Annotated in this window: 30 protein-coding genes; 13 read left to right on the forward strand and 17 right to left on the reverse strand. The window is 62.8% G+C overall.

Annotated features, from left to right (window positions below):
• Positions 1–61: 61 nt before the first annotated feature.
• The 4 genes from AC1RNA_RS04725 to sdhC form a co-directional block, all read right to left on the reverse strand.
• A complete protein-coding gene (locus AC1RNA_RS04725) occupies positions 62–844 on the reverse strand; it encodes a succinate dehydrogenase iron-sulfur subunit (protein ID WP_009338458.1) in 783 nt (260 codons plus the stop codon).
• Between the two features lie 72 nt (positions 845–916).
• Positions 917–2,737 (reverse strand): succinate dehydrogenase flavoprotein subunit, encoded by a 1,821-nt coding sequence (gene sdhA, locus AC1RNA_RS04730; protein ID WP_009338456.1) that lies wholly within the window; start codon positions 2,735–2,737, stop codon positions 917–919.
• A gap of 3 nt (positions 2,738–2,740) precedes the next feature.
• Entirely contained in the window at positions 2,741–3,148 is a 408-nt protein-coding gene (gene sdhD / locus AC1RNA_RS04735; RefSeq protein WP_492950415.1) for a succinate dehydrogenase, hydrophobic membrane anchor protein, read from the reverse strand.
• A complete protein-coding gene (gene sdhC / locus AC1RNA_RS04740) occupies positions 3,145–3,540 on the reverse strand; it encodes a succinate dehydrogenase, cytochrome b556 subunit (protein WP_040297882.1) in 396 nt (131 codons plus the stop codon). Before sdhC ends, sdhD begins: the two co-directional genes overlap by 4 nt.
• A 295-nt stretch (positions 3,541–3,835) precedes the next feature.
• Here sdhC and AC1RNA_RS04745 point away from each other — a divergent pair, with 295 nt between their 5' ends.
• Positions 3,836–4,066: a hypothetical protein gene (locus AC1RNA_RS04745; protein ID WP_009338450.1), complete on the forward strand. Its 231-nt coding sequence runs from the start codon at positions 3,836–3,838 to the stop codon at positions 4,064–4,066.
• 81 nt (positions 4,067–4,147) lie between these two features.
• On the opposite strand, the gene AC1RNA_RS04750 is transcribed toward AC1RNA_RS04745, so the two are convergent.
• Positions 4,148–5,674, reverse strand: coding sequence for a malonate--CoA ligase (locus AC1RNA_RS04750; protein ID WP_009338448.1), 1,527 nt, complete (start codon positions 5,672–5,674; stop codon positions 4,148–4,150).
• A 241-nt stretch (positions 5,675–5,915) separates the two neighbouring features.
• Between AC1RNA_RS04750 and AC1RNA_RS04755 the strand changes: the two genes are divergently transcribed.
• Positions 5,916–6,578, forward strand: a complete 663-nt coding sequence (locus AC1RNA_RS04755) for a cytochrome b/b6 domain-containing protein (RefSeq protein ID WP_009338446.1) — start codon at positions 5,916–5,918, stop codon at positions 6,576–6,578.
• Between the two features lie 12 nt (positions 6,579–6,590).
• A complete protein-coding gene (locus AC1RNA_RS04760; RefSeq protein ID WP_009338444.1) occupies positions 6,591–7,379 on the forward strand; it encodes a molybdopterin-binding protein in 789 nt (262 codons plus the stop codon).
• Positions 7,380–7,385: 6 nt separating this feature from the next.
• Here the strand turns inward: AC1RNA_RS04760 and AC1RNA_RS04765 are convergent, their stop codons facing one another.
• Entirely contained in the window at positions 7,386–8,576 is a 1,191-nt protein-coding gene (locus AC1RNA_RS04765; RefSeq protein WP_009338442.1) for a YbfB/YjiJ family MFS transporter, read from the reverse strand.
• Between the two features lie 125 nt (positions 8,577–8,701).
• Here AC1RNA_RS04765 and leuB point away from each other — a divergent pair, with 125 nt between their 5' ends.
• A complete protein-coding gene (gene leuB, locus AC1RNA_RS04770; protein WP_009338440.1) occupies positions 8,702–9,814 on the forward strand; it encodes a 3-isopropylmalate dehydrogenase in 1,113 nt (370 codons plus the stop codon).
• A 73-nt stretch (positions 9,815–9,887) separates the two neighbouring features.
• Here leuB and AC1RNA_RS04775 read toward each other — a convergent pair whose 3' ends face one another.
• A complete protein-coding gene (locus tag AC1RNA_RS04775; RefSeq protein ID WP_009338439.1) occupies positions 9,888–10,262 on the reverse strand; it encodes a hypothetical protein in 375 nt (124 codons plus the stop codon).
• On the opposite strand from AC1RNA_RS04775, the gene AC1RNA_RS04780 reads away from it, so the two are divergent.
• Together AC1RNA_RS04780 and AC1RNA_RS04785 are read left to right on the forward strand one after the other, a co-directional pair.
• Positions 10,231–10,521: a hypothetical protein gene (locus AC1RNA_RS04780; RefSeq protein ID WP_156786853.1), complete on the forward strand. Its 291-nt coding sequence runs from the start codon at positions 10,231–10,233 to the stop codon at positions 10,519–10,521. The two genes, AC1RNA_RS04775 and AC1RNA_RS04780, sit on opposite strands and share 32 nt — an antisense overlap.
• A 60-nt stretch (positions 10,522–10,581) precedes the next feature.
• Positions 10,582–11,616 carry an aspartate-semialdehyde dehydrogenase gene (locus AC1RNA_RS04785; protein WP_009338437.1) on the forward strand — a complete coding sequence of 345 codons (1,035 nt, stop codon included), beginning with the start codon at positions 10,582–10,584 and terminating at the stop codon, positions 11,614–11,616.
• 62 nt (positions 11,617–11,678) lie between these two features.
• On the opposite strand, the gene AC1RNA_RS04790 is transcribed toward AC1RNA_RS04785, so the two are convergent.
• Entirely contained in the window at positions 11,679–12,368 is a 690-nt protein-coding gene (locus AC1RNA_RS04790; protein WP_009338436.1) for a carbonic anhydrase, read from the reverse strand.
• A 115-nt stretch (positions 12,369–12,483) separates the two neighbouring features.
• Between AC1RNA_RS04790 and AC1RNA_RS04795 the strand changes: the two genes are divergently transcribed.
• Complete coding sequence (locus AC1RNA_RS04795) at positions 12,484–13,371, forward strand: HpcH/HpaI aldolase/citrate lyase family protein (protein ID WP_009338435.1); 888 nt, start codon at positions 12,484–12,486, stop codon at positions 13,369–13,371.
• 66 nt (positions 13,372–13,437) lie between these two features.
• Here AC1RNA_RS04795 and leuD read toward each other — a convergent pair whose 3' ends face one another.
• Positions 13,438–14,043, reverse strand: coding sequence for a 3-isopropylmalate dehydratase small subunit (gene leuD / locus AC1RNA_RS04800; protein ID WP_009338434.1), 606 nt, complete (start codon positions 14,041–14,043; stop codon positions 13,438–13,440).
• A 177-nt stretch (positions 14,044–14,220) separates the two neighbouring features.
• Here leuD and AC1RNA_RS04805 point away from each other — a divergent pair, with 177 nt between their 5' ends.
• The 3 genes from AC1RNA_RS04805 to AC1RNA_RS04815 all read left to right on the forward strand — a co-directional run bounded on the left by AC1RNA_RS04805 (position 14,221) and on the right by AC1RNA_RS04815 (position 15,462).
• On the forward strand, positions 14,221–14,535 hold the full coding sequence (locus AC1RNA_RS04805; protein ID WP_009338432.1) for a hypothetical protein: 315 nt from the start codon (positions 14,221–14,223) through the stop codon (positions 14,533–14,535).
• 197 nt (positions 14,536–14,732) lie between these two features.
• Entirely contained in the window at positions 14,733–14,960 is a 228-nt protein-coding gene (locus AC1RNA_RS04810; RefSeq protein ID WP_009338430.1) for a hypothetical protein, read from the forward strand.
• Positions 14,961–15,090: 130 nt separating this feature from the next.
• Positions 15,091–15,462, forward strand: coding sequence for a hypothetical protein (locus tag AC1RNA_RS04815; protein WP_009338428.1), 372 nt, complete (start codon positions 15,091–15,093; stop codon positions 15,460–15,462).
• An 84-nt stretch (positions 15,463–15,546) separates the two neighbouring features.
• Here AC1RNA_RS04815 and leuC read toward each other — a convergent pair whose 3' ends face one another.
• Positions 15,547–16,959, reverse strand: a complete 1,413-nt coding sequence (gene leuC / locus AC1RNA_RS04820) for a 3-isopropylmalate dehydratase large subunit (RefSeq protein ID WP_040297880.1) — start codon at positions 16,957–16,959, stop codon at positions 15,547–15,549.
• 139 nt (positions 16,960–17,098) lie between these two features.
• On the opposite strand from leuC, the gene AC1RNA_RS04825 reads away from it, so the two are divergent.
• Positions 17,099–17,509, forward strand: a complete 411-nt coding sequence (locus tag AC1RNA_RS04825; RefSeq protein ID WP_009338424.1) for a VOC family protein — start codon at positions 17,099–17,101, stop codon at positions 17,507–17,509.
• A 71-nt stretch (positions 17,510–17,580) separates the two neighbouring features.
• Here the strand turns inward: AC1RNA_RS04825 and rplS are convergent, their stop codons facing one another.
• From rplS to ffh, 5 genes are all read right to left on the reverse strand, one after another.
• Positions 17,581–17,970 (reverse strand): 50S ribosomal protein L19, encoded by a 390-nt coding sequence (gene rplS / locus AC1RNA_RS04830; protein WP_009338423.1) that lies wholly within the window; start codon positions 17,968–17,970, stop codon positions 17,581–17,583.
• Positions 17,971–18,073: 103 nt separating this feature from the next.
• Positions 18,074–18,793 carry a tRNA (guanosine(37)-N1)-methyltransferase TrmD gene (trmD, locus tag AC1RNA_RS04835; RefSeq protein WP_009338420.1) on the reverse strand — a complete coding sequence of 240 codons (720 nt, stop codon included), beginning with the start codon at positions 18,791–18,793 and terminating at the stop codon, positions 18,074–18,076.
• Entirely contained in the window at positions 18,790–19,332 is a 543-nt protein-coding gene (gene rimM / locus AC1RNA_RS04840; protein WP_009338418.1) for a ribosome maturation factor RimM, read from the reverse strand. The genes trmD and rimM overlap by 4 nt, the downstream gene beginning before the upstream one ends.
• Before the next feature lie 8 nt (positions 19,333–19,340).
• Complete coding sequence (gene rpsP, locus AC1RNA_RS04845) at positions 19,341–19,670, reverse strand: 30S ribosomal protein S16 (RefSeq protein ID WP_009338416.1); 330 nt, start codon at positions 19,668–19,670, stop codon at positions 19,341–19,343.
• 41 nt (positions 19,671–19,711) lie between these two features.
• Positions 19,712–21,244, reverse strand: a complete 1,533-nt coding sequence (gene ffh / locus AC1RNA_RS04850) for a signal recognition particle protein (RefSeq protein ID WP_009338415.1) — start codon at positions 21,242–21,244, stop codon at positions 19,712–19,714.
• 333 nt (positions 21,245–21,577) lie between these two features.
• Here ffh and AC1RNA_RS04855 point away from each other — a divergent pair, with 333 nt between their 5' ends.
• Positions 21,578–22,552, forward strand: coding sequence for an MBL fold metallo-hydrolase (locus tag AC1RNA_RS04855; protein WP_492950416.1), 975 nt, complete (start codon positions 21,578–21,580; stop codon positions 22,550–22,552).
• Positions 22,553–22,565: 13 nt separating this feature from the next.
• Here the strand turns inward: AC1RNA_RS04855 and AC1RNA_RS04860 are convergent, their stop codons facing one another.
• Both AC1RNA_RS04860 and AC1RNA_RS04865 read right to left on the reverse strand, forming a co-directional pair.
• Positions 22,566–23,258, reverse strand: coding sequence for an SIMPL domain-containing protein (locus AC1RNA_RS04860; RefSeq protein ID WP_009338412.1), 693 nt, complete (start codon positions 23,256–23,258; stop codon positions 22,566–22,568).
• A gap of 10 nt (positions 23,259–23,268) precedes the next feature.
• Entirely contained in the window at positions 23,269–24,087 is an 819-nt protein-coding gene (locus AC1RNA_RS04865) for a GyrI-like domain-containing protein (protein WP_009338411.1), read from the reverse strand.
• 140 nt (positions 24,088–24,227) lie between these two features.
• Between AC1RNA_RS04865 and dapF the strand changes: the two genes are divergently transcribed.
• Entirely contained in the window at positions 24,228–25,100 is an 873-nt protein-coding gene (gene dapF / locus AC1RNA_RS04870; RefSeq protein ID WP_009338410.1) for a diaminopimelate epimerase, read from the forward strand.

Raw genomic sequence — 25,100 nt, forward strand, 5'->3', positions numbered from 1 at the left:
TGAAAAGGCCCGCCGCGTTTAGCGGCAGGCCTTTTTAATTGGAGACGATAGTTGTGCCGATTTACACCTGCCGTTCGACCATCTTGGCCTTGAGGTCGGCAATGGCCTTCGCCGGATTGAGGCCCTTCGGGCAGGCCTTGGTGCAGTTCATGATGGTGTGGCAGCGATAGAGTCGGAACGGGTCTTCCAGATTGTCGAGCCGCGCGCCGGTGGCTTCATCGCGGCTGTCGTTGACCCAGCGGTCGGCCTGCAGCAGCGCGGCGGGGCCGAGATAGCGGTCGCTGTTCCACCAGTAGCTCGGGCAGGAGGTCGAGCAGCAGGCGCAGAGGATACACTCGTAGAGTCCGTCGAGCTTGCTGCGCTCCTGAATCGATTGCCGCCATTCCTTCTGCGGTGTCGCGGTGGTGGTGTGCAGCCACGGCTCGATCGACGCATACTGCGCGTAGAAGTTGGTGAGGTCCGGCACCAGATCCTTGACGACCGGCTGGTGCGGCAGCGGGCGGATGGTGATCGGGCCGCTGTCGACTTCGTTCATCGCGCGGGTGCAGGCCAGCGTGTTCTGCCCGTCGATGTTCATCGCGCAGGAGCCGCAGACGCCTTCGCGGCAGGAGCGGCGGAACGTCAGCGTCGGATCGACGTGGTTCTTGATCCAGATCAGGCCGTCGAGAATCATCGGGCCGCAATCGGCGGTGTTGACGTAATAGGTATCCATTCGCGGGTTCTGGCCGTCGTCCGGCGACCAGCGATAGATGTGATATTCGCGCGTCTCGCCCGCGGCCTCCGGCTTCGGCCAGGTCTTGCCGTCCGTGACGGTGGAGTTTTTCGGCAGCGCGAATTCAACCATGACGTAAAGCCTTTGTCCTTGTCAGTCCCGGGCATAGACCGTCTCGGACGGTCGTAAACGCCCGGCAATTGCTCAATACACGCGCGCCTTCGGCGGAATGTACTGAATGTCGTTGGTCATCGTGTAGCTGTGCACTGGGCGATAATCGATCGTGGTGTTGGCCTTGGGGTCGATCCACGCCAGCGTGTGCTTCATCCAGTTCTTGTCGTCGCGCTCTGAGTAGTCCTCGCGCGCATGCGCGCCGCGGCTCTCGGTGCGGTTGACGGCGGAATCCATCGTCACCACCGCCTGCACGATGAGATTGTCGAGTTCGAGCGTCTCGATCAGATCGGTGTTCCAGATCAGCGAGCGGTCGGTCACGCCGATGTCGGCGAGGCCGCCATGGACCTTGTGGATCAGATCCTTGCCCTCGGCGAGCACCTCGCCGGTGCGGAACACGGCGCAGTTGTTCTGCATCACGCGCTGCATCGAATCGCGCAGCTTCGCGGTCGGCGTGCCGCCGGAGGCGTTGCGGAAATGGTCGAGCCGGGCGATCGCCTTGTCGGCGGAATCGGCGGGCAGTTCGGGCTGCTTGCCGTCCGGCGTCAGCTTCTCGGCGCAGCGCAGCGCCGCGGCGCGGCCAAACACCACGAGGTCGATCAGCGAGTTCGAGCCGAGACGGTTGGCGCCGTGCACCGACACGCAGGCGGCTTCACCGACTGCCATCAGGCCCTGCACCACCGCATCGTCGTCGCCATGCTTCTTCACCACCACCTCGCCGTGGAAGTTGGTCGGGATGCCGCCCATGTTGTAGTGCACGGTCGGCAGCACCGGAATCGGCTCGCGGGTGACATCGACGCCGGCGAAAATCTTCGCGGATTCGGAAATGCCCGGCAGGCGCTGATGCAGCACTGCGGGATCGAGATGGTCGAGATGAAGGAAGATGTGGTCCTTCTTCTTGCCAACGCCGCGTCCCTCGCGAATTTCGATCGTCATCGCGCGCGAGACGACGTCGCGTGAGGCGAGGTCCTTCGCGGATGGCGCATAGCGCTCCATGAAGCGCTCGCCTTCGGCGTTGACGAGATAGCCGCCTTCGCCGCGCGCGCCTTCGGTAATCAGGCAGCCAGCCGGGAAGATGCCGGTCGGATGGAATTGCACGAATTCCATGTCCTGCAGCGGCAAGCCTGCGCGCAACGCCATGCCGCCGCCGTCGCCGGTGCAGGTGTGGGCCGAGGTGCAGGACTGATAGGCGCGGCCATAGCCGCCGGTGGCGAGAATCGTGGTCTGGGCGCGGAAGCGATGCAGCGTACCGTCGTCCAGCTTGAGCGCGACCACGCCGCGGCAGACGCCCTGATCGTCCATGATGAGGTCGATGGCGAAGAACTCGATGAAGAATTCCGCCGAATGGCGCACCGCCTGGCCGTACATCGTGTGCAGCATGGCGTGGCCAGTGCGGTCAGCGGCGGCGCAGGTGCGCTGCGCCTGGCCCTTGCCGTAGTCGCGGGTCATGCCGCCGAACGGGCGCTGGAAGATCTTGCCGTCTTCGGTGCGCGAGAACGGGACGCCCCAATGTTCGAGTTCATAGACGGCGGCGGGTGCGTTGCGCACCATGTATTCGATGGAGTCCTGATCGCCGAGCCAGTCCGACCCCTTCACGGTGTCGTACATGTGCCAGCGCCAGTCGTCGGGATGCATGTTGCCGAGCGAGGCGGAGATGCCGCCCTGCGCCGCGACGGTGTGCGAGCGCGTCGGAAACACCTTGGTGATGCAGGCAGTGCGAAGGCCGGCTTCGGAACAGCCAACCACGGCGCGTAATCCCGCGCCGCCTGCGCCCACCACCACCACGTCGTAGGTGTGATCCTCGATCGGATAGGCCGGGCCCGCGGCCGCGGCCGTCTTGCCGGTTGCTGTCATGATTTAACTCCCGAACGAGAGCTTGAGGATCGCGAAGCTCGACGCAAGCCCGACGGCGAACGAAAAGAAATTGTTGGCGATGATGGCGAGAAGCTTGAGCGCTTCGCTGTGCACATAGTCCTCGATCACGACCTGCACGCCGATTTTCATGTGCAGGCAGCCCGCGACGATGAAGAGCGCCAGCAGGATGGCAACGATGGGCGATCCGAGAAGCTGCGCGGCGGCGGCCTGATCGCGTCCGGTCAGCATCAGGACGATGATCGCGACCGGGATGATTAACAGCGCCATCGCAATGGCCGTGACGCGCTGGCGAAAGAAATCGGAGGTGCCGGCATGGGCGGCGCCGAGGCGGCGCACACGCGCGAGCGGGGTGCGCATGGAAACGGTTTTGCCGGTGTCGCGTGCGCTCATCGGCCGGCTCCGATCAGATAAAAGCCGATCCACAGTGCGGCAGTGGCGACAACGCCAGCTATGAGGGCCGCCTGCGTCAGCCGTTCGCGGGCCTCGACGCCGAAACCGTGACCGGTGTCCCAGACAAGGTAGCGCAACCCGCTGAAGGCGTGATGCAAGAGTGACCAGGTGAAGCCGATTTCGATCAGACGACCGATCCAGCTCGCCGTGAAACTCTGCAGGCAGGCATAGGCGGCAGGGCCGGATGCGGTGGCGATCAGCCACCAGGCCAGCAACAGCGTGCCGGCATAAAGTGCGAGCCCGGTGATGCGGTGGATGATCGACATGATCATCGTCAACGTCCACCGATAGGTCATGAAGGGTGAGAGCGGACGTCCTGTCTGTGCGGCCATCGGTGACTTTTCGAGAATTTCGGCGAAGGGATTTCTGCGCGCCCGAGGGTTAGAGATTTTCTATTTACGGACAGGAAGGAATGAGCGCAATGCGAAACTATGATAATTGAGAATATTGATTCAGTTTTTAGTTGTGCCGATTAGTTGTGTATTTTGTATACCAGTACAAATACGCACAATATGAAAATGATCTCGGGTTCACTCCTTCATCCTCCCCGCAGCTCTGGCGGGGACGCGATTTGCTCGCAGCCCCGTTTGTGGCTAACCTGCGACAAATTAACGCAGTAGGTTGTTGATGCCGCTTCCTGAAATCCCGACCAACCCGCCGGCCCGCAGGCCCGACCCGGACTTCAAAAAGGCCCCGTTCATGGGCATCTTTGGCTTCTCCATCGTCGGATTGTTGCTGTGCCTCATCCTGACGAGGATGCCGATCTCGCGGACTTACCTGCCGTTGGAGATTTGTTTGATCTGCATTGCCGGCCCGCTTGCCGCATGGCTCGGCTTTTCCCTTGGCGGTGGCGAGTAGCGCCTCTCGAGACGCAGGCCTTCTTGTTCCGCAGACCGGGCATGCCTCATCTGCGGAACTCACGGCGGATGAACCGCCCGCCTACTTCGCGTCGGCGTAGAGCTTTCCGTATTTGTCGCGCAGGATGTTCTTCTGCACCTTGCCCATGGTGTTGCGCGGCAGCTCATCGATGAACAGCACGCGCTTGGGCAATTTGAATTTCGCGAGTCTTCCATCGAGCGCGCGCAGCACGGCGGCCTCATCCAGCGGCGTCTTCTTGTCGGGCACCACCACGGCGGTGACGCCTTCGCCGAAGTCCGCGTGCGGCACGCCGATCACCGCGCTCTCGATCACGCCGGGAATGGCGTCGATCTCGCTCTCGATTTCCTTCGGGTAGACGTTGAAGCCGCCCGAGATCACGAGATCCTTGCCGCGCCCGATGATGTGGACATAACCGCGCGGGTCGATCTTGCCGAGGTCGCCGGTGATAAAGAAGCCGTCGCGGAATTCAGCCTTGGTTTTCTCCGGCATCCGCCAGTAGCCCTGGAACACGTTCGGGCCCTTGACCTCCAGCATGCCGATCTCGTCGCGCGGCAGCTCGCGGCCGGTTTCGGGATCGGTGACGCGCATGGTGACGCCCGGCAGCGGGAATCCGACCGCGCCCGGCACGCGATCGCCATCATACGGGTTCGAGGTGTTCATGTTGGTTTCGGTCATGCCGTAGCGCTCCAGCACGGCGTGGCCGGTGCGCGCCGACCATTCGCGATGGGTCTCGGCGAGAAGTGGCGCGGAGCCGGAAATGAACAGCCGCATATGCGAGGCGGCTTCTTTCGTCAGGCGCGGATTATGCAGCAGCCGCACGTAGAAAGTCGGCACGCCCATCAGCACGGTCGCGCGCGGCATCAGGTCGATGATGCGGTCGGTGTCGAGCTTCTTGAGGAAGATCATCGTCGCGCGCGCGAACAGGCAGGTGTTGATCGCCACGAACAGGCCGTGGGTGTGATAGATCGGCAGCGCGTGGATCAGCACGTCTTTGTCGGTGAAGTGCCAGTATTTCACCAGCGTCAGCGCATTCGACGCCAGATTGTCGTGCGACAGCATCGCGCCCTTCGAACGGCCGGTGGTGCCGGAAGTGTAGAGGATCGCGGCGAGATCGCTGCCCATGCGCGCGACGGTCTTGAAGTCCGGAGAGGAGTTCACCGCGCCGTCCTTGAGCGAGCCATGCCCATTGGCATCGAGCGTGTCGACCTTGGCATTGATCTTTTGCGCGACCTTGCGAATGTCGTCGGCCTTAGAAGGATCGCAGACGATCAAAGACGGCTCGGCGTCGCCAAAGAAATATTCAAGCTCGTTGAGCGTGTAGGCGGTGTTGAGCGGCAGGAACACCGCGCCCGCACGGATCGTTGCAAGATAGAGAACGACGGCGGCGAGTGACTTTTCGACCTGGACCGCGACGCGGTCGCCGGGCTTGACGCCCTGGGCGGCGAGATAATTGGCCGTTCGCGCCGTGAATTCCTCCAGCTCGCGATAGGAAACTTCGCGGCCCTCGGTTTCGATCGCGGTTTTGAGAGGGTCCTTCAATCCGTCAAACAGGCGGGCGTAGAGATTGGCGTTGGCGGATGAGGTCATAGGCGAAGATCCGGAAAAACAAAGGAGAGTTCGGCTTTACCAAAGCCGCGCTGCACAATGCAATGCAGACCATGGGCGGTTATCCGGCCCGGCCAGAGGCCGTGTAACCGGAATTGCGGATTGAGTGGCCGTTCCTCCCACGTAGTGCGGGCGTAAAATGAAACAATCGCCCGGCTCTGCCGTGTAACAATCGCGCCGCCGTCTACGTTGAGGGATCGAGGCTCAAAAACGAGGGATGCAGATGTCCGGCACCACGGTAAATCCGAGCGACAGCCTGTCAGGCATAAAATCCGCGGGCGGCGGTGCCGAATCCGGCTCCCGCAAGCTTCTGCAACCCGCATGGGTGCGGATCGTGCATTGGGTCAACGCCATCGCGATGGTCATGATGATCATGTCAGGCTGGCAGATCTACAACGCCTCGCCATTGTTTCCGTTTTCGTTCTCGCGCTCGATCACGCTGGGCGGCTGGCTGGGCGGAGCATTGCTGTGGCACTTCGCGGCGATGTGGCTCTTGATGGTGAACGGGCTGGTCTATCTGGTGCTGGGCCTTGCGACCGGCCGCTTCCGCAACAAGCTTCTGCCACTCAGTGCGCGTGGTGTGTTCGCCGACACCAAAGCGGCGCTCGCGGGCAAACTCTCGCATGACGATCTGTCCACCTACAATCAGGTGCAGAAACTTCTGTATGGCGGCATCATCGTCGTCGGAATCCTGATCGTGCTGTCCGGCCTGTCGATCTGGAAGCCAGTGCAGTTTCAATATCTCACCGCATTGTTCGGCGGCTACGATGTCGCCCGCTACGTGCACTTCGTCTGCATGGCGCTGATCGTCGGCTTTCTCGTGGTCCACATCGCGCTCGCGATCATGGTGCCGAAGAGCCTGCGCGCCATGATCGTCGGCCGCTGAGGGAGACGTGCGATGCTGAAATTCAAGCGGACGAAACTTATTCCCGGCGTGGACAGGCAGCTTCTCATCAAGGATGCTGTCCGGCAGATGCCCGACCTCACGCGCCGCCGTTTCATCACGGGTGGTGCGAGCCTCGGCGCGTTGACGCTTTTGACAGGTTGTGATGTCAGCGACAGCGCCTCGGCGGAAACGCTGCTGGCGAAAATCTCCAAATTCAATGACGCCGTACAGGCGGCAATCTTCAACCCCAACACGCTGGCGCCGACATTCGCTGAAAGCGCGATCACGCGGCCGTTTCCCTTCAATGCCTATTACGGTCTCGACGACGCGCCGAATATCGACGCCAAGGACTGGAAGCTCGAGGTGCGTGGCCTTGTCGAGAACAAGAAGCCGTGGACGCTCGAAGAACTCTATCAACTGCCGCAGGAAAAGCAGATCACGCGCCATGTCTGCGTCGAGGGCTGGAGCGCGATCGGAAGCTGGACCGGCACGCCGCTGCGACATTTCCTGAAACTGGTCGGCGCCGACACGCGCGCGAAATATTGCTGGTTTCAGTGCGCGGACATGGACGGCTATAACTCACCGCTCGACATGGAAACCGCGCTGCATCCGCAGACCATCATGGCCTTCAAGTTCGACGACAAGATATTGCCGCGCGCTTATGGCTTTCCGATGAAGATCAGGGTGCCGACCAAGCTCGGGTTCAAGAATCCGAAATATGTCGTCTCGATGGAAGTCACAAACGACTACAAGGGCGGCTATTGGGAAGACCAGGGCTACAATTCGTTCAGCGGAAGCTGAGGGCCGTCATGCGCCGCGACTGAAGGGCAGCGCGCGTTGAAAGAGACTGACCAGTGCGCCCAGCGCCAGCGCCGCCGCGGAGACGGCGAGCGCGGACGACAGCGTCCCGGTGAGATCGGTGATCACGCCGGTGACGAGAGGCCCGAGGATCTGCCCGACGCTGAAGATGATGGTGATGATCGCGATCACGCGCGGCCAGGCCTGTTCGGGATAATTGAATCGCGTGAAGGCGGTGGTCGCGATCGTGGTGGCGAGAAAGCCGTTGCCGAAAATCAGCGCCGACGCGGCGAAAATCCACGGCGAGGAGCCTGCGAGCGGGAGCCCCGCGCCGATCGCGGTGATCCCGATCATCAGCGCCATGGCGAAGCCGCTTTGTCCGCGCGCCATCAGGCCGCGCCAGATCCATGGCGCGCTGATGCCGCCCAATCCGATCAGGCACCAGAACGCGCTCTGCGCCGCGGCACCCCCGCCATCATCGCGGATGTAGGCGATCATGAAGGTGAGATAGGCGATGTAGCCTGCGCCGTAGAGGAAATAGCCCGCGAGGTAGGGCAGGATCGGCATGACCGATGAATCCTGCCTGGTCGTGCCGACGCTGACCGAATGCACGCGGATACGCAGCAGCGGCACCGCCATCACCGCCGAGATCGCGGTGAGAACGATCCACACGATCCACCACGAGCCGCGCCCGAAACCTTGCAGCAGGAACGGCGAGATCGATCCTGAAATGATCAGACCCATCGCCGGGCCGTTGTAGAACAGTCCGATCAGGAGGGCTGCGCGCATGGGGTGCATCTGCGCGATGGAGGCGGCGAGTGCGCCGCCGCAGATCAGCGCGAACGCCCCGCCGATGCCTGACAGAATCCGCGCAAACCCGAACGGCACCGGCGCGCCGGAGGCCGAACTGATCGCGAGCGAAACAAGGCACATCGCGATGCCGAGATGGATCGCTTTCAGCAGGCCGATGCGTTTTGCCACCGGCGCCGCCAGCAGCGCGCCGGCGAGATAGCCCGCGGCATTGACCGTGTTCATCGCGCCAGCCGTGGCGTAGGACCAGACCAGCGTGTCACGCATATCTGGCAACACCAGAGAGTAGGCGAAACGGCAAATCCCGAGGCCGATGGCCGGTCCGATCGCCAGCGTCAGAACGGCCAGAGCGGGGCGATGATCGGCAATCGTCGGGGAGCGCGTGGTCATGCAAACCGCTCAGAGAGCCCTGCAAATGCCGGTGTTTGGCCGATGCAGCTTGCAAAAGGCGCAGGGGGAATCTAGCAAGGCCGCGACTTCCCATACCCGGCAACCAGCGACAGGACAATTCTACTATGGCACCGCACAAATTATTGCTTCTCCCCGGCGACGGCATTGGCCCCGAGGTGATGGGAGAGGTGAAGCGCCTGATCGACTGGCTGAACGCGCAGGGCATCGCCAGCTTCGAGACCGAAACCGGTCTCGTCGGCGGTTGCGCTTATGACGCGGACAAGGTCGCGATCACCGACGCCACGGTGGCGAAGGCGAAGGCGGCGGACGCCATTTTGCTCGGCGCGGTCGGTGGTCCGAAATGGGACCCTGTGCCGTTCGATGTGCGTCCCGAAGCGGGTCTTCTGCGTCTGCGCAAGGATCTCGAACTGTTCGCCAACCTGCGCCCGGCGATCTGCTATCCGGCGCTCGCCGATTCCTCGAGCCTCAAGCGCGAGATCGTCGAAGGCCTCGACATCATGATCGTGCGCGAACTCACCGGCGGCGTCTATTTCGGCGAGCCGAAGGAAATCACCGATCTCGGTAACGGTCAGAAGCGCGCGGTCGACACGCAGGTCTACGAGACCTACGAGATCGAGCGCATCGCCGCTGTCGCCTTCGACCTCGCGCGCAAGCGTAGCAACAAGGTGACGTCGATGGAAAAGCGCAACGTCATGAAGAGCGGCCTGCTCTGGAACGAGGTTGTGACCCGCGTGCACGCCGAGAAGTACAAGGACGTGAAGCTCGAGCACCAGCTCGCCGATTCCGGCGGCATGCAGCTCGTGCGCAACCCCAAGCAGTTTGATGTCATCGTTACCGACAACCTGTTCGGCGACGTGCTGTCCGATATCGCCGCGATGCTGACCGGCTCGCTCGGCATGTTGCCGTCGGCTTCGCTCGGCGCGGTCGATGCCAAGACCGGCAAACGCAAGGCGCTGTACGAGCCGGTGCATGGCTCCGCGCCTGACATCGCCGGCAAGGGCCTCGCCAATCCGCTGGCGATGCTGGCTTCGTTCGGCATGGCGCTGCGCTATTCGTTCGACATGGGCAAGCTCGCCGACACCATCGACAAGGCGATCGCCAACGTGCTCGACAAGGGCATTCGCACCGGTGACATCGCGTCCGCTGGCACCAAGGGCGTCTCCACCTCGCAGATGGGCGAGGCGGTGCTGAAGGAAGTGCAGGCGCTGCACGGCTGATCGCCGGACGCGTTGCAGGAAATAAAAATGCCCGGCGCGAGCCGGGCATTTTGATTCGAGAGTTAGGCTGCGATCAATACAGCGGGAACGCGGTCGGATAGCCGCCGAGATCGTAATTGTCGGACAGCGGATTGCGGCCCATGTTCAGCCGGTCGATGGTGCGGCCGTAATGATAGCCGGGCGCCAGCGCGTAATCGGTGAACTTGCGGTCGCCCGGCAGCACCTCGGTGCCGCCATCGAGCCAGGAACGGCGGCTGATGAAAACGCGGGTGCGCGGGCCGGCCCGGTAGGAATAGTTCACGCCACGGCCATCGCGGGAAGCCACCACGGTCTGCTTCTTCTTCGGCGCGGCGTTCGCCTCGCTGGTGCCAATCCCCACAACAGCGGCCACCGCCAGCGTCGCCAGTGCGGCCGCCATGACGTTGGTGCGCATCATTTTCAAAACCATCGTGCCCTCGCGAATTTCAGAGTTGAGGACAATTTACCTGTTCCGGGGGCGCCGCCACAAGGTGAATTGGGCCACAGTCGGACTGAATAACTTCGGCGCAGGCGAAAATGTTTCAAAAGGTCAGCAATTTACCGGCCGCCACCCCATATGGCTGGAGGAGGCGGCGGCGGAAGCCCGTGCCTCCGATGAGGCGCAGGCCCGGCGTTCATCTGCCGCCTGTTGCATTCATGGCGTTGTATTCACGGCGTTTTTCGCATAGATACCCGGCGTTACCGCCCTGGGCAGATCGCCGGGCGGTACAGTCCTTTGGAGAATCAAAATGGGTTTCAAGGTCGCCTGCGTGGGAGCTACCGGCAATGTGGGCCGGGAAATGCTCAACATCCTGGACGAGCGCGCCTTTCCGGCCGACGAAGTGGTCGCGCTGGCGTCGCGCCGCAGCCTCGGCACGGAAGTGTCGTTCGGCGACCGTACCCTGAAAGTCAAAGCGCTCGAGAACTACGATTTCAGCGACGTCGATATCTGCCTGATGTCGGCGGGCGGCGACGTGTCGAAGGAATGGTCGCCGAAGATCGCGGCGCAGGGCGCCGTGGTGATCGATAACTCCTCGGCCTGGCGTTACGATTCCGACGTGCCGCTGATCGTGCCGGAAGTGAACGCCGATGCGGCTGCTGGCTTCACCAAGCGCAACATCATCGCCAACCCGAACTGCTCGACCGCGCAACTCGTCGTCGCCTTGAAGCCGCTCCACGATGCCGCGACCATCAAGCGCGTCGTGGTCTCAACCTATCAGTCGGTGTCGGGCGCGGGCAAGGATGCGATGGACGAACTGTTCTCGCAGACCAAGTCGGTCTACACCAACGACGATCTGGTGACGAAGAAGTTTCCGAAGCGGATCGCCTTCAACGTCATCCCGCAGATCGACGTGTTCATGGAGGACGGCTACACCAAGGAAGAATGGAAGATGGTGGCCGAGACCAAGAAGATTCTCGACCCCAAGATCAAGCTCACCGCGACCTGCGTGCGCGTGCCGGTGTTCATCAGCCATTCCGAAGCCGTCAACGTCGAGTTCGAAAAGCCGATCACGCCGGATGAGGCGCGCGAGATTTTGCGCAAGGCGCCGGGCTGTCTCGTCATCGACAAGCGCGAGCCGGGTGGTTACGTCACGCCTTACGAGGCGGCGGGTGAGGACGCGACCTATATCAGCCGTATCCGCGAGGACGCGACGGTGGAGAACGGTCTGGCATTCTGGTGCGTGTCGGACAATCTGCGCAAGGGTGCGGCGCTGAACGCGATCCAGATCGCCGAAGTGCTCGTTAACCGCAAGCTGCTGCAGCCGAAGAAAAAGGCTGCCTAACAGGCAGCCTTCGGGTTCTTTGCGAAACAAGCCGCCTTCGGGCGGCTTGTTTTTTATACAGCTTAGTGTGAGGCCGAGTGAGGCCGGGCGCTCTCATAGCCCACCGGCAACGTCTGGGTCACAGTCTGGAAGTCGCCGGTCGCGCGGTCGAGAATCGACAGCGACCCGTGCGCGACGCCGAAATAGGCGCCGTGAAGCTGCATCTTGCCGCGCTCGACCTGAATTTTCACGCACGGGAACGTCATGAGATTGTCGAGGCTGGTCGAAACCGCTCTCTTCTCCATGCGGGTGATGTAGTCGGAGTCAGACTCGCCGGGCTGGCGCGGCGTGGCATCGCGTGTCGGGGTCAACAGCGACATCCACTTGCCGATGAAATCGCTGGGCGAGAGCGGCGCGGAAGGATGCACCAGCGTCTTGATGCCCCCGCACTGAGCATGACCGAGTACAACGATGTGCTTGACCTTCAACACCTGCACCGCGAATTCCAGCGCGGACGAGACGCCGTGGGCCTCGCCGTCTGGCGCGTAGGGCGGCACCAGATTGGCGACGTTGCGCACCACGAACAGTTCGCCCGGTCCCGCGTCGAAGATCACTTCGGGAGATACGCGCGAGTCGCAGCATCCGATCACCATCACTTCCGGCGATTGGCCGATGTCGGACAGTTCATTATAGCGCGCCTGTTCGGTCGGCAGACGGTGGGCCGCAAATGTGCGGTATCCGGAAATCAGTTGTTTCGGAAATCTCTCTGGCATGGCCACTCCCGCATGATTTTCATTGGCTAACCACGATCCCCCGCATGGAGCAAGGCTTTCCTCCCTCTATTACCGGTGATACGCCTCTCTTAGTTATGTGTCTGGAGCAATGCCGATGATCCGCCCGCGCCGCAGCGTTCTGTTCATGCCGGGTTCGAATGCGCGCGCGCTGGAGAAGGCGCGCAGCCTCGCCGCCGATGGCATCATTTTCGATCTCGAGGATTCGGTTGCGCCGGACGAAAAGCCGAACGCGCGGGCACAGATCGCGAAGGCTCTGTCTGATGGCGGGTTTGGCGGACGCGAGCGTATCATCCGCACCAATGCTCCCGCGTCTTCCTTCTGGCAGGACGACAGCGCGCTTGCGGCGCAGGCGCGCCCGGATGCCATTCTGGTTCCGAAGATCGCGGGCCCGGAGGATATCGCGGCCATCGGTGCGCGGCTCGATCAACTGGGAGCCGATCCCGCGATCAGATTGTGGGTGATGATCGAGACGCCGCTTGCGGTGCTGCGCATCGCGGAGATTGCGGCGTGTGCGCATGCCAAGGACGCACGGCTCTCCGCTTTCGTGATCGGGCCGAATGACATTTCGCTCGATACCAGGATTCGCATGAAACCGGGGCGCGCCGAGATGGTGCCGCTGTTTCTTAATTGCGTCGTCGCCGCGCGCAGCTATGGCATCGAGATTCTCGACGGGCCCTTTAGCGATTTCAGTGATGCCGCGGGGTTCGCGGCGGAATGCGAGCAGGCGCGCGATCTGGGCTTCGACGGCAAGACGCTGATTCATCCAGCACAGATCGAAGCCGCCAATCGAATCTTCAGGCCATCGGGCAATGAACTCGCCGAGGCGCGCGGCATCATCGCGGCGTTCGAGCAACCGGAAGCGGCGGGCAAGGGTGCGATCCGCTATGAGGGTCGCATGGTCGAGCGGCTTCACGCCGAGATGGCGCGCCGGACGCTGGCGATGGCGGATGCGATCGGCGCGCTTGAGAAGTCAGCGACGTGAGCGCCTCAAACAAATAAGCCGCGCTGGCGGCGCGGCTTATTAAATCCGTGTTGGGCGATGACTGACTTACAGCCAGGGACGCGCGACCTTCTCGCGGGCCTCGAAGGTGTCGATCGACGACTTCTTCTGCATGGTCAGGCCGATATCGTCGAGGCCGTTGAGCAGGCAGTGCTTGCGGAACGGATCGATCTCGAAATTGATCACACCGCCGTCGGGGCCGCGAATTTCCTGCTTCTCGAGGTCGATCGTCAGCGTGGCGTTGGCGCCGCGCTCGGCGTCGTCGAACAGCTTGTCCAGTTGCTCGTGGGTGACGCGGATCGGCAGCAGGCCGTTCTTGAACGAGTTGTTGTAGAAGATGTCGCCGAACGAGGTCGAGATCACGCAGCGGATGCCGAAATCGGCGAGCGCCCAGGGTGCATGCTCGCGGCTCGATCCACAGCCGAAATTGTCGCCCGCGACGAGGATCTGGGCGTGGCGATAGGCCGGCCTGTTCAGCACGAAATCCGGGTTCTCGCTGCCGTCGTCCTTGTAGCGCTGCTCCGAGAACAGGCCCTTGCCGAGCCCGGTCCGCTTGATGGTCTTGAGGTACTGCTTGGGGATGATCATGTCGGTGTCGACATTGATGATCTTCAGCGGCGCGGCCACGCTGCTTACAACAGTGAATTTTTCCATCGTCTCAACCCGTTGAGGCCTATGAAAGGCAGGCCAATTTGGAACGGTTCTTATCGTGAATGGAGGATTTGGCAAAGGCCTATTGGACGCATGGCTGAATGCGCTGCGAGCGAGGGTTATTGACGCGGGAGGGCCAATCGGAGACGTTTCGGGCTTCTTGAGCGGGGCAGGCGGATAATGCGGCATTCATTGTTAAGCATGGCGGGGGCGATTTTGCTGGTGACGCTCCATACGGGCGGAAAGGCCGCCGCCGAGCCTGCGCAATCCGGTGCTGTGGCTATGCCTGCTGCCACCGCAACGCCACGGGTGGAGGAGTTTTCCGCGCAGAGCCGGGAGACGACGCGGCATCGCAAGCCTCGCCGGGTCCATATCTACACACCGCGCGGGCCGGGGCCGAACTCCGTGAGAATCTGTCACTCCTATTATGAATACGAGTATCGCCTGAGCGGGACGGTGATCGTGCCGCGCGAAAGCTGTTACTGGCAGGGTTGAGTCCTTCGGCGTTTTCAGCCGGCTGTTTTACCGGCGCCATTTTGTAGCCCTGATTCATTCAGCGTGAGTTCACCGTTCTGCTTTCAGGCTGACCATGCCTTCCCGATCGGGAACCCTTGTGGTTCGCACGGGTTATCAGGCGTGAAATTACGGTCGTCGGATGACGGCTGTTGCATTGGTCATAGGAGAGCTTGACGATGAAGAAACTTCTCGGACTTCTCGCAGTCGCGGGTCTGATGTTTGTCGCAACCCCGTCGCAGCAGGCAAATGCGATGTCGCTTGCGGCACCGGGCACCGCTGCAGTTGCCGATCATGCCGCTGCCGGCCTGACGACGGAGGTCCACTATCGTCGTCATTGGCATCCCCGCCGTCACTGGCATCCCCATCGCCGCCATTGGCGTCATCACCACTACCGTCACTGGTAAGCTCTCCACTGGATCACGAGCAGGCCCTTCACCGGGCCTGTTTTCGTTTTGGAATGATTGGAGTCGGCATCGGTTCAGGGAACGTGATATCGCTATGATGGGGGCCTGAGGCAGATCAAAGGAGGATTTGATGAAATTAAATCTTCAAACATTACTCGCCGCCGGAGCCGTGTTGCTTGGGGCCGCACTGGCGGCGCCATCCGCACAGGCCGCCACGCCACAGTCGCAGGCGGTTTCGCGGCCGGCACATCATGCCAAGACAACGATGACGGATATCAGTGCGCGGCGTTACCATCGCTACTACCACCGCCACTACCATCCACGGGTCTATTATCGCCCGTATTACCGGCCCTACTATTACGGCCCCAGATATTATTACGGGCCGGGCTACTACCGTCCGTATGGCTACTACCGCCCGTATTATCGTCCCTACGGTTACTACTACGGCGGACCGGGCTATTATGGCTGGGGTCGCGGCATCGGCTTCAGCTTCGGTTTCTGAAGCTCGCAGATCAACGGACATGACAAACAAAACGGGCGCTTTTCAGCGCCCGTCTTTTATTGAGTCCGATGTGATGAAGGATGCTTACGCGGCCTTCCAGTCGCGGATGTCGACGAAGTGGCCTGCAATCGCCGCCGCAGCAGCCATCGCGGGCGACACCAGATGGGTGCGGCCCTTGAAGCCCTGACGGCCCTCAAAATTGCGGTTCGATGTCGAGGCGCAACGCTCCTCCGGCGACAGCTTGTCGGGATTCATCGCGAGACACATCGAGCAGCCCGGCTCGCGCCACTCAAAACCGGCCTTGAGGAAAATCTTGTCGAGGCCCTCGGCTTCCGCCTGCTCCTTCACGAGGCCCGAGCCCGGCACCACCATGGCGTTGACGTGTCCGTTGACGGTGTGTCCGTTGACCACCTTCGCCGCCGCCCGCAAATCCTCGATGCGGCCGTTGGTGCACGAACCGATGAACACGCGGTCGAGCTTGATGTCGGTGATCTTGGTGCCGGCTTTCAAGCCCATATAGGCGAGCGCGCGCTCCTTCGACAGCCGCTTGGCTTCGTCTTGGATCTTCGCAGGATCCGGCACGAAGCCCGCGACCGAAGCGACGTCTTCCGGTGACGTGCCCCAGGTGACGATCGGCGGCAGGTTCGCGGCGTCGAGACGAATCTCGGCATCGAAATGCGCGCCGTCGTCGCTGCGCAGCGTGTCCCAGTAGCGCACGGCTTCTTCCCACCGCGCGCCCTTCGGCGACAGCGGACGGCCTTTCAGGAATTCGTATGCCTTCTCGTCGGGCGCAACGAGGCCCGCGCGCGCGCCGCCTTCGATCGACATGTTGCAGACCGTCATGCGGCCTTCCATGGTGAGCGCGCGGATCGCGTCGCCGGCGTATTCCAGCACGTAGCCGGTGCCGCCCGCGGTGCCGATCTCACCGATGATGGCGAGGATGATGTCCTTCGCGGTGACGCCTTCAGGCAGCTTGCCGTCGACGACGGCTCGCATGTTCTTGGCCTTCTTCTGGATCAGCGTCTGCGTGGCGAGCACATGCTCGACCTCGGAGGTGCCGATACCATGCGCCAGCGCGCCGAACGCGCCATGCGTCGAGGTGTGGCTGTCGCCGCACACGATGGTGGTGCCGGGCAACGTGAAGCCCTGCTCGGGGCCGATGACGTGAACGATGCCCTGACGCTTATCGAACTCGTTGAAGTACTGCACGCCGAACTCGCGCGCGTTGGTGGCGAGAGCCGCGATCTGCTCGGCGCTCTCCGGATCGGGGTTGGGCTTGGAGCGGTCGGTGGTCGGCACGTTATGATCGACCACGGCCAGCGTCTTTTCCGGCGCATGCACCTTGCGGCCAGCGGTACGCAATCCCTCGAACGCCTGCGGCGAGGTCACCTCGTGGACGAGATGCCGGTCGATGTAGAGCAGGCAGGTGCCGTCGGGCTGCTCGTCAACCAGATGATCGTTCCAGATCTTGTCGTACAGGGTGGTCGGTTTGGCCATTGTGGTTTTCGCTTTACTCGGTTTTCGCTTGTGCCGGGTCGGACGCTTTCCGTAGGCGCCTGTTGCAGCGGGCTTTTTACTCGCATAAGGGGCCACGGGAAAGTATCCTCGCCATATAAGAACTGCATGGGGCTCCTCAATGTCTGCACGGCCGCCGGTTGCACCCTATTTGACGGTTTCGCCCGCAGCGGGCGCCATCGCCTTCTACAGCGCCGCCTTCGACGCCAAGCAGAAAGCCCTGATGCCCGCGCTGGATGGCCTGCGCATCATGCATTGCGAACTGGAGATCAACGGCGGCACGCTGTTCCTGTCGGATGCGTTCCCGGAATTCGGCACCGCCCGCCCGCCGCTGCCCGGCGAGCCGGTGACGGCCTCGGTCAGTCTGGAATTTGCAACCTCCGAGGAGGTGGACGAGGTGTTCGCGCGCGCGACCAAACTCGGCGCGAAAGGCGAAGTCGCGCCGACGAATTCGTTCTGGGGAACGCGCACGGCGATCGTGCGTGATCCGTTCGGCCATCGCTGGATCATGAACGGTCCGCTTTCGACGTAATCTCTGTCGCATTCAGGCATGAAAAAAGCCCCGGCGAACCGGGGCTTTTTTGAATTCGTGAAAGGACCGAATTATTCGGCAGCCGCAGCAGCGGTCTGGCGCTGGTCCTGCTTCTCGACGATGCGGGCCGACTTGCCGCGCAGGCCGCGCAGGTAATACAGCTTGGCGCGACGCACCTTGCCGCGGCGCACGAGCTTGATCGAGTCGATCATCGGCGAATAGATCGGGAAGACACGCTCGACGCCTTCGCCGTACGAAATCTTGCGCACGGTGAAGCTCTCGTTGATGCCACCGCCGTTGCGGCCGATGCAGACGCCTTCATAGGCCTGCACGCGGGTGCGGTCGCCTTCCTTGACCTTGACGTTGACGGTCACGGTGTCGCCCGGCCCGAAATCGGGAATGGTCTTACCGGCGGCGAGCTTTTCCAGCTGCTCTTTCTCGAGCTCTTGGATGAGATTCATAGCAAAACTCCATCGGGCGGCGCGCCCGAAAGGGACTGCGCGAAATTTCGTATCCAGCACATGCACGGATTGGGCGGTCCTATACGCCAAACCGCACCCGTTGTCACTGGTCCGTCGTGTTTTTTGGCGTCTTTGAGCCGATTCTGGCCGCCCAGAGGTCCGGGCGGCGGTTTTGGGTCAGGGATTCGGCCTGCGCCCGCCGCCAAGCCTCGACCCTGGCGTGGTCGCCCGAGGTCAAAACCTCAGGAATCCCATGGCCTTCGAAGGTCTGGGGCCGGGTGTATTGCGGGTATTCCAAGAGGCCGTCGGAGAAGCTTTCCTCGGTTCCCGAAGCGAGCTTGCCCATGACCCCCGGCAGCAGCCGCACGCAGGCGTCGATCAGCACCATGGCCCCGAGTTCCCCGCCGGACAGCACGTAGTCGCCGATCGAGACCTCCTCGAGGCCGCGCGCCTCGATCACGCGCTGGTCTACCCCCTCGAACCGCCCGCAGACGATCAGCGGGCCGGGCCCCTCCGCCAGTTCCACGACCCGCGTCTGGGTCAATGGCCGACCGCGTGGGCTCATCAGGAGGCGTGGATGGCTGGGATCGAGCGCAATTGCGTCGATAGCGGCCGCCAGAATATCGGCGCGCAGCACCATGCCCGGCCCGCCCCCGGCCGGGGTGTCATCGACGCTGCGGTGTTTGTCGGTCGCTGAATCGCGAATGTCGCGGACGTCGAGCTGCCAGATATCGGAAGCAAGCGCGCGGCCCGCGAGGCTGACGCCGAGCGGCCCCGGAAACATCTCCGGAAAAAGCGTGAGGACGGTGGCGCGCCAGGTCATGGCGCAGAATCCGTCGAGTCAGGGCCGTCGCCCTCGATCTCGTTCGGCAATTCGACGATGACATGCCCCGCCGCAAGATCGACGGTCGGCACCACGGCGTTGGTGAACGGCAGCAAGAGCGATGGACCGCTTTTCGGCGCGATCTCGATGATGTCGCCCGCGCCGAAATTATGGATAGCGGTCACAGTCCCGAGGGACGCGCCCTGCGCATCGATGGCGGCAAGGCCGATCAGGTCGGCATGGTAATATTCGCCGTCGTCGGTTTCAGGCAGCGCGTCGCGGGAAATATAAAGCTCGATGCCGTTGAGGCGCTCTGCGGCGTCGCGGTCCGCGACTCCTTTGAGCGTCGCGACCAGATGATCCTTGGCGGCGCGGGCGCGCGCCACTTCGAATTGCCGCGCGCCGTCCTTGGTCGAGAGCGGGCCGTAATGCAGCACCGCCAACAGGTCTTCGGTGAACGGCCACAACCGCACCTCGCCGCGCACACCGTGCGCGGCGCCGATTTTCGCAACGCAGATTTTTTGCGCTGCCTTCGCCACGAAAACGCTTAAGCCTTGGCGGCTTCAGCGGCGGCCTTGCGCTCCTTGCGCGGCACGGCCTTCTCGGGGTTGTTGCGCGCGGTGCGCTTCGCAACACCAGCCGCATCGAGGAAGCGCATCACGCGGTCGGACGGCTGCGCGCCCTTGGCCATCCAGGCCTTCACCTTGTCCATGTCGAGCTTGAGGCGAGCCTCGTTGTCCTTCGGCAGCAGCGGATTGAAGTGGCCGAGGCGCTCGATGAAGCGGCCGTCGCGCGGGAAGCGCGAGTCGGCGACGACGACGTGATAGACCGGGCGCTTCTTGGTGCCGGCGCGGGCGAGACGAATGACGACTGACATGGTGTTCTCCGTTGTGTGTTCGAAAGTGTGAAAATGTCTGGCTATTTCTTCTTGCCAAGCCCCGGAAATCCTCCGAGGCCCGGCAATGTTGGTTTTCCGAGGCCGCCCAATCCCGAGGGCAGGCCTGGAAAGTCTTTCGGCAATGACGGCATGCCGCCGGGGCCTTGCGGCAACCCCTGGGGCATCTGGTCCTTCAATTGCTGAATCTGTTCGGGCGACGGCATGCCGCCGCCAAAGCCCATCATCTGCGCGAGGCCTGCCATCGGCCCGCGCTTGCCCTGACCCATGGCCTTCATCATGTCGGCCATGCCCCGGTGCATTTTCAGGAGCTTGTTGACGTCCTCGACCCTGACGCCCGCGCCCGCGGCGATGCGCTTCTTGCGGCTCGCCTTCAGGATGTCGGGGGTCTTGCGCTCGGCGCGCGTCATCGAATCGATCACCGCCATCTGCCGCTTGATGATCTTGTCATCGAGATTGGCAGCGGCGAGCTGGTTCTTCATCTTGGCGACGCCGGGCATCATGCCCATCAGGCCGCCGAGACCACCGAGATTCTGCATCTGGGCCAGTTGATCGCGCAGATCGGCAAGATCGAACTTGCCCTTGCGCATCTTCTCGGCGGTGCGTGCCGCCTTCTCCGCGTCGATATTGGCGGCGGCTTTTTCGACGAGCGAAACAATGTCGCCCATGCCGAGAATACGGCCCGCGATGCGCGAGGGATGAAAGTCTTCCAGTGCGTCGGTCTTTTCTCCGGTGCCGATCAGCTTGATCGGCTTGCCGGTGACGGCGCGCATCGACAGCGCAGCACCGCCGCGTCCGTCACCGTCCACTCGCGTGAGCACGATGCCGGTGAGGCCGACGCGCTCATCGAACGCGCGCGCGAGATTGACGGCGTCCTGACCCGTTAGCGAATCCGCGACCAGCAGCACTTCATGAGGATTGGCGGCGGTTTTCACCGTCGCGGCCTCGCGCATCATCTCTTCGTCGAGCGTGGTGCGGCCTGCGGTGTCGAGCAGCACGATGTCGTAGCCGCCGAGCTTGGCGGCCTGCAGCGCGCGCTGCGCGATCTGCGGCGGCATCTGGCCTGCGACGACGGGCAGCGTCTCGATGGAGAGGTCGCGGCCGAGCACCGCGAGCTGTTCCTGCGCCGCCGGACGGTAGACGTCGAGCGAGGCCATCAAAACTTTTTTCTTGTCGCGCTGCGTGAGGCGGCGCGCGAGCTTCGCGGTGGTGGTGGTTTTACCGGAGCCCTGCAGGCCGACCATCATGATCGCGATTGGCGCGGGCGCGTTGAGGTCGATGGTCTGGCCGTCGGAGCCGAGCGTCTCCACGAGTTGATCGTGAACGATCTTCACGACCATCTGGCCCGGTGTCACCGATTTGACGACGGTGGCGCCGATCGCCTGCTCGCGGACCTTGTCGGTAAACGAGCGCACGACATCGAGCGCCACGTCCGCTTCCAGCAGCGCACGGCGCACTTCGCGCATCGCGGCATCGACATCGGCCTCCGACAGCGCGCCGCGCCGCGTCAGCTTGTCGAGAATGCCTCCGAGCTTTTCCGACAGATTGTCGAACATCTCAGCGTCGTATCCCGTTGCGCTCCGGATGGAGCAATGATCCAAACAATTTTGCGCCCGAGGGCGCACAGCGCTGTCGGGCGTTGACCTCCGGCGTCTCGCACCGGTCGGCGGGTCGAAAAGAAAACCTTTTCGAGAAGTGGCGCGGTTAAAGCCTCCCCGGCCCGGAAAGTCAAGAAAAGAGCGGAAAACGCGGTTTTTATGGCCGGAAACGCGCTTCGCGGAGCCGTTATTTGCCTTCGGGCGGCATTTCGGGCCTATCGCGGCCATGAAATTCACCCGCTGCGGCTTTTATGGAACCGCCGCGAGCGGTTCTTGGCATGGGAAGCCCGGATGAAGACTTACAACGGCCCGGTCTCGGATCATTTCGACGGCCTGCGCTTTTTCGATCCCGATGGCACCCCGCCCCATACCTTCGCGCAGATCATGCGCTGGCAGAGAACCCGCAAGGCGGCGAAATGGCCCGCGCGCGCGCCGAGCGGGTTTGCCGATGTGCCGCCGCCGAGCGTCACGGGCAACAGGGTCCGGCTGTCCTTCGTCGGCCATGCGAGCTGGCTGATCCAGACCGCAGGGCTGAACATCCTGATCGATCCGGTGTGGTCGCAGCGCGCTTCGCCTTTCACTTTTGCAGGCCCGAAGCGCGTCAACGATCCCGGCATCGCCTTCGAGGCGTTGCCAAAGATCGACGCGGTGCTGGTGTCGCACGGCCATTACGATCACCTCGATGTCCGCACGCTCTCAAAGCTGGCGGGGAAATTCTCGCCGCGCGTGATTGCGCCGCTCGGCAATGATGTGACGATGCGCGCGCATGACGCTGCGATCCGCGCGGAGGCTCATGACTGGAATCGGCGTGTCGAGATCGACGATGGCGTCGCAGTGACGCTGGTGGCGACGCGGCACTGGTCGGCGCGCGGCCTGTTCGACCGCAACAAGGTGCTGTGGGCGAGCTTCGTGCTGGAGACACCTGCGGGGAAAATCTACATCGTGTGCGATTCAGGCTATGGCGACGGCAAGCATTTCCGCCGCGTGCGCGAGGCACACGGCGCGTTGCGTCTCGCGATCCTGCCGATCGGCGCCTACGAGCCGCGCTGGTTCATGCGCGACATGCACATGAATCCATCGGACGCAGTGAAGGCCCTGGCCGATTGCGGCGCCGAGCAGGCACTGGCGCATCATCACGGCACGTTCCAGTTGACCGACGAGGCGATCGACGCGCCTGCCCACGCGCTCGACGCGGCGCTGGGAGAGGCGAAGCTGCCGCGCGAAAAATTCGCCGCACTGAAGCCGGGTCAGGTGTTCGAGATCTGACCGCTTTCGCCGCTTACGGCTTCGGCTTGATCTCGTAGCTCACATGAACCGACACCCGCAGCGTCTGCTCGCCGGGCACGATCGGAGTCGGAGCCGCTGCGAGGCTGGCGTTCATCTTGCGGAATGCGATCGGCGGAGGCACGCCTTCTTCCGCGATGCTCAACGGTCCGCCCAAAGTTATGCCTGCAGATTGGGCATAAATGGCGGCCTTGCGGTGGGCATCATCGATGGCCCTGGCACGGGCTTCATCGAGCAGTTTCGAGGATTGCGAGACGGAAAAACTGACGCCGCCAATATCATTGGCGCCAGCGGCCACCAGAGCATCGAGCGTGTCGCCGATCTTTGCGGTGTCCCGCAGAGTGACGCTGACGCGATTGGTCGCGCGATAGCCGGTGATCTGCGGCGGCGCGCTCGAATTGTTGCGGCTGGCCATCTGCGGTTGCAGCGAGATTTGCGAGGTCTGGATGTCCTTTTGCGCGATGCCGGTTTGTTTCAGGGCGGCGAGCACCGCGTTCATCGCCTTGGCATTGGCTTCGCTCGCGGCGCGCGCGGTTTTGGCTTCCGTGGTCACGCCGGCTTCGATCTCCGCCAGATCGGGTGCGGCCGACACGGTCGCCTGACCGTTGACCGAGATCGAAGGCGTCAGGGCGTCAGCGAATGCGGGCGAGGCAAGCGCGAGGCATGCGGCGATGACGAGGCAGCGCATGATGGACTCCTTACTTCAGGGGAACGAAGACGTTGATGATGAGCTTGTCTTCTTCGGTCTTGAGCGGGTCGGTGACGTATTCCTCGATGAAGCTGTCCTTGGCCTCCAGCTTCTTCTCGTCGAGATAGTTGGTGATCGCCTCGTAGGTGTTGTCCATGTTGTCGTAGGAGCCGCGATGGACGAACTTCAGCACCTTGCCTTCGGGCGATTGGCCGATGCTCATGGTCTTGGGAAGATTTTTCGGTTCCTGATTGACCGGCATTTCGGCCTGGAAGGTGAAACCGGCGTCGTCGGTCGAGGTGTAGACGATCAGCACGGGGCCTGCGGGATCGATCTTCTGCTTGGCGAGCAGGGTGTTCAGCGCCTTGATCGAATCCGTCAGCGTCTCGAAAGCCGAGTCCCACACGGCCTTGCCTTTCAGCACGACGACCTTTTTCGCGGTCAGCGTGGTTTCTTCCCCGAACGGGTCGGCGGCCTGCACCTTGGCGGGAGGTGTGGCCTCGGTCGCGGGTGAAGAGGGTGCGGGTGTGGTTGCCGCAGGCGGCGTGGCGGGAGCGGCGGGAGCCGCAGGCGCGGATGATTCGGGCGGCGTCGCCGGAGCGGGTGTCGCTGCCGGAGCAGGGGTGACCGCAGGTGCCGGGGTGGTCGTGGGGGCAGGAGCGGGCGCAGGCGCAGGTGTCGCGGGAGGCGTCACCGGCTTGTCGGCCGTCGCGGGCGCGGGAGTCGCGGGAGCTGCGGGCGCTTGTGCGGAGACCGGAAGGACCGCCATGGAGGCCGCCGCGAGAGCGATCGGGACCAGCAAAACCAGTCGGGTCGGGCGGGACGTCATCCGGAAATCTCCATTTTATGGGGGTTTGCGTGAGAGAAGCGTAGCATGGCGCGATAGGGGCGTCAGGTCATCGAAAAGCGAGTGGTTGGCGGGCTGGTCATTGCCGCCATCCTCGCCATATAAAGCGCCTGGATTTTGACATGACCGTGCTCGCAAACCATAGCTTCGCCAAGATGAACGGAATCGGAAACGAGATCGTCGTTGTCGATCTGCGCAAGTCCGATTCACAGGTCAGTGCGGCCGAGGCCCGCGCCGTCGCCGCGCCGAATGGCGTGCCTTACGATCAATTGATGGTGTTGCAGAAGCCGAAGCTCGCCGGCACCAGCGCCTTCATCCGCATCTATAATAATGACGGCTCGGAGGCGGGTGCCTGCGGCAACGGCATGCGTTGCGTGGCCAAGCGCGTGTTCGGCGAAAACGGCGAGCGCGCCGCGACCTTCGAGACCCGCGCCGGACTTCTGAATTGCTGGCAAGGGCCGTCACCCGATCTTTACACGGTCGACATGGGCGCGCCGAAGTTCGGCTGGCAGGACATTCCGCTGGCGGAAGAATTCCGCGATACCCGCTACATCGAATTGCAGGTCGGGCCGATCGATTCGCCGGTGCTGCATTCGCCGTCCGTCGTCAGCATGGGCAATCCGCATGCGATCTTCTGGGTCGATGACATCGACGCCTACGACCTCGAACGGTTCGGACCGCTGCTGGAAAATCACCCGATCTTTCCCGAACGCGCCAACATCACGCTCGCCCATATCGTGGACCGCGATCACATCCGGATGCGGACCTGGGAGCGTGGCGCGGGCTTGACCAAGGCGTGCGGTTCGGCGGCGTGCGCCACGGCGGTCGCGGCGGCGCGGCTCAAGCGTACCAACCGCATCGTGCAGATGAGCCTGCCCGGTGGCGATCTCACCATTGAATGGCGCGAGCGCGACGATCATGTGCTGATGACCGGGGCCGCCGTGCTGGAATATGAAGGCGTGTTCGATCCGGCGCTGTTCGCCGCACTCGCCTGA

It is taken from the genome of Afipia sp. GW821-FHT14H12, assembly GCF_058803465.1.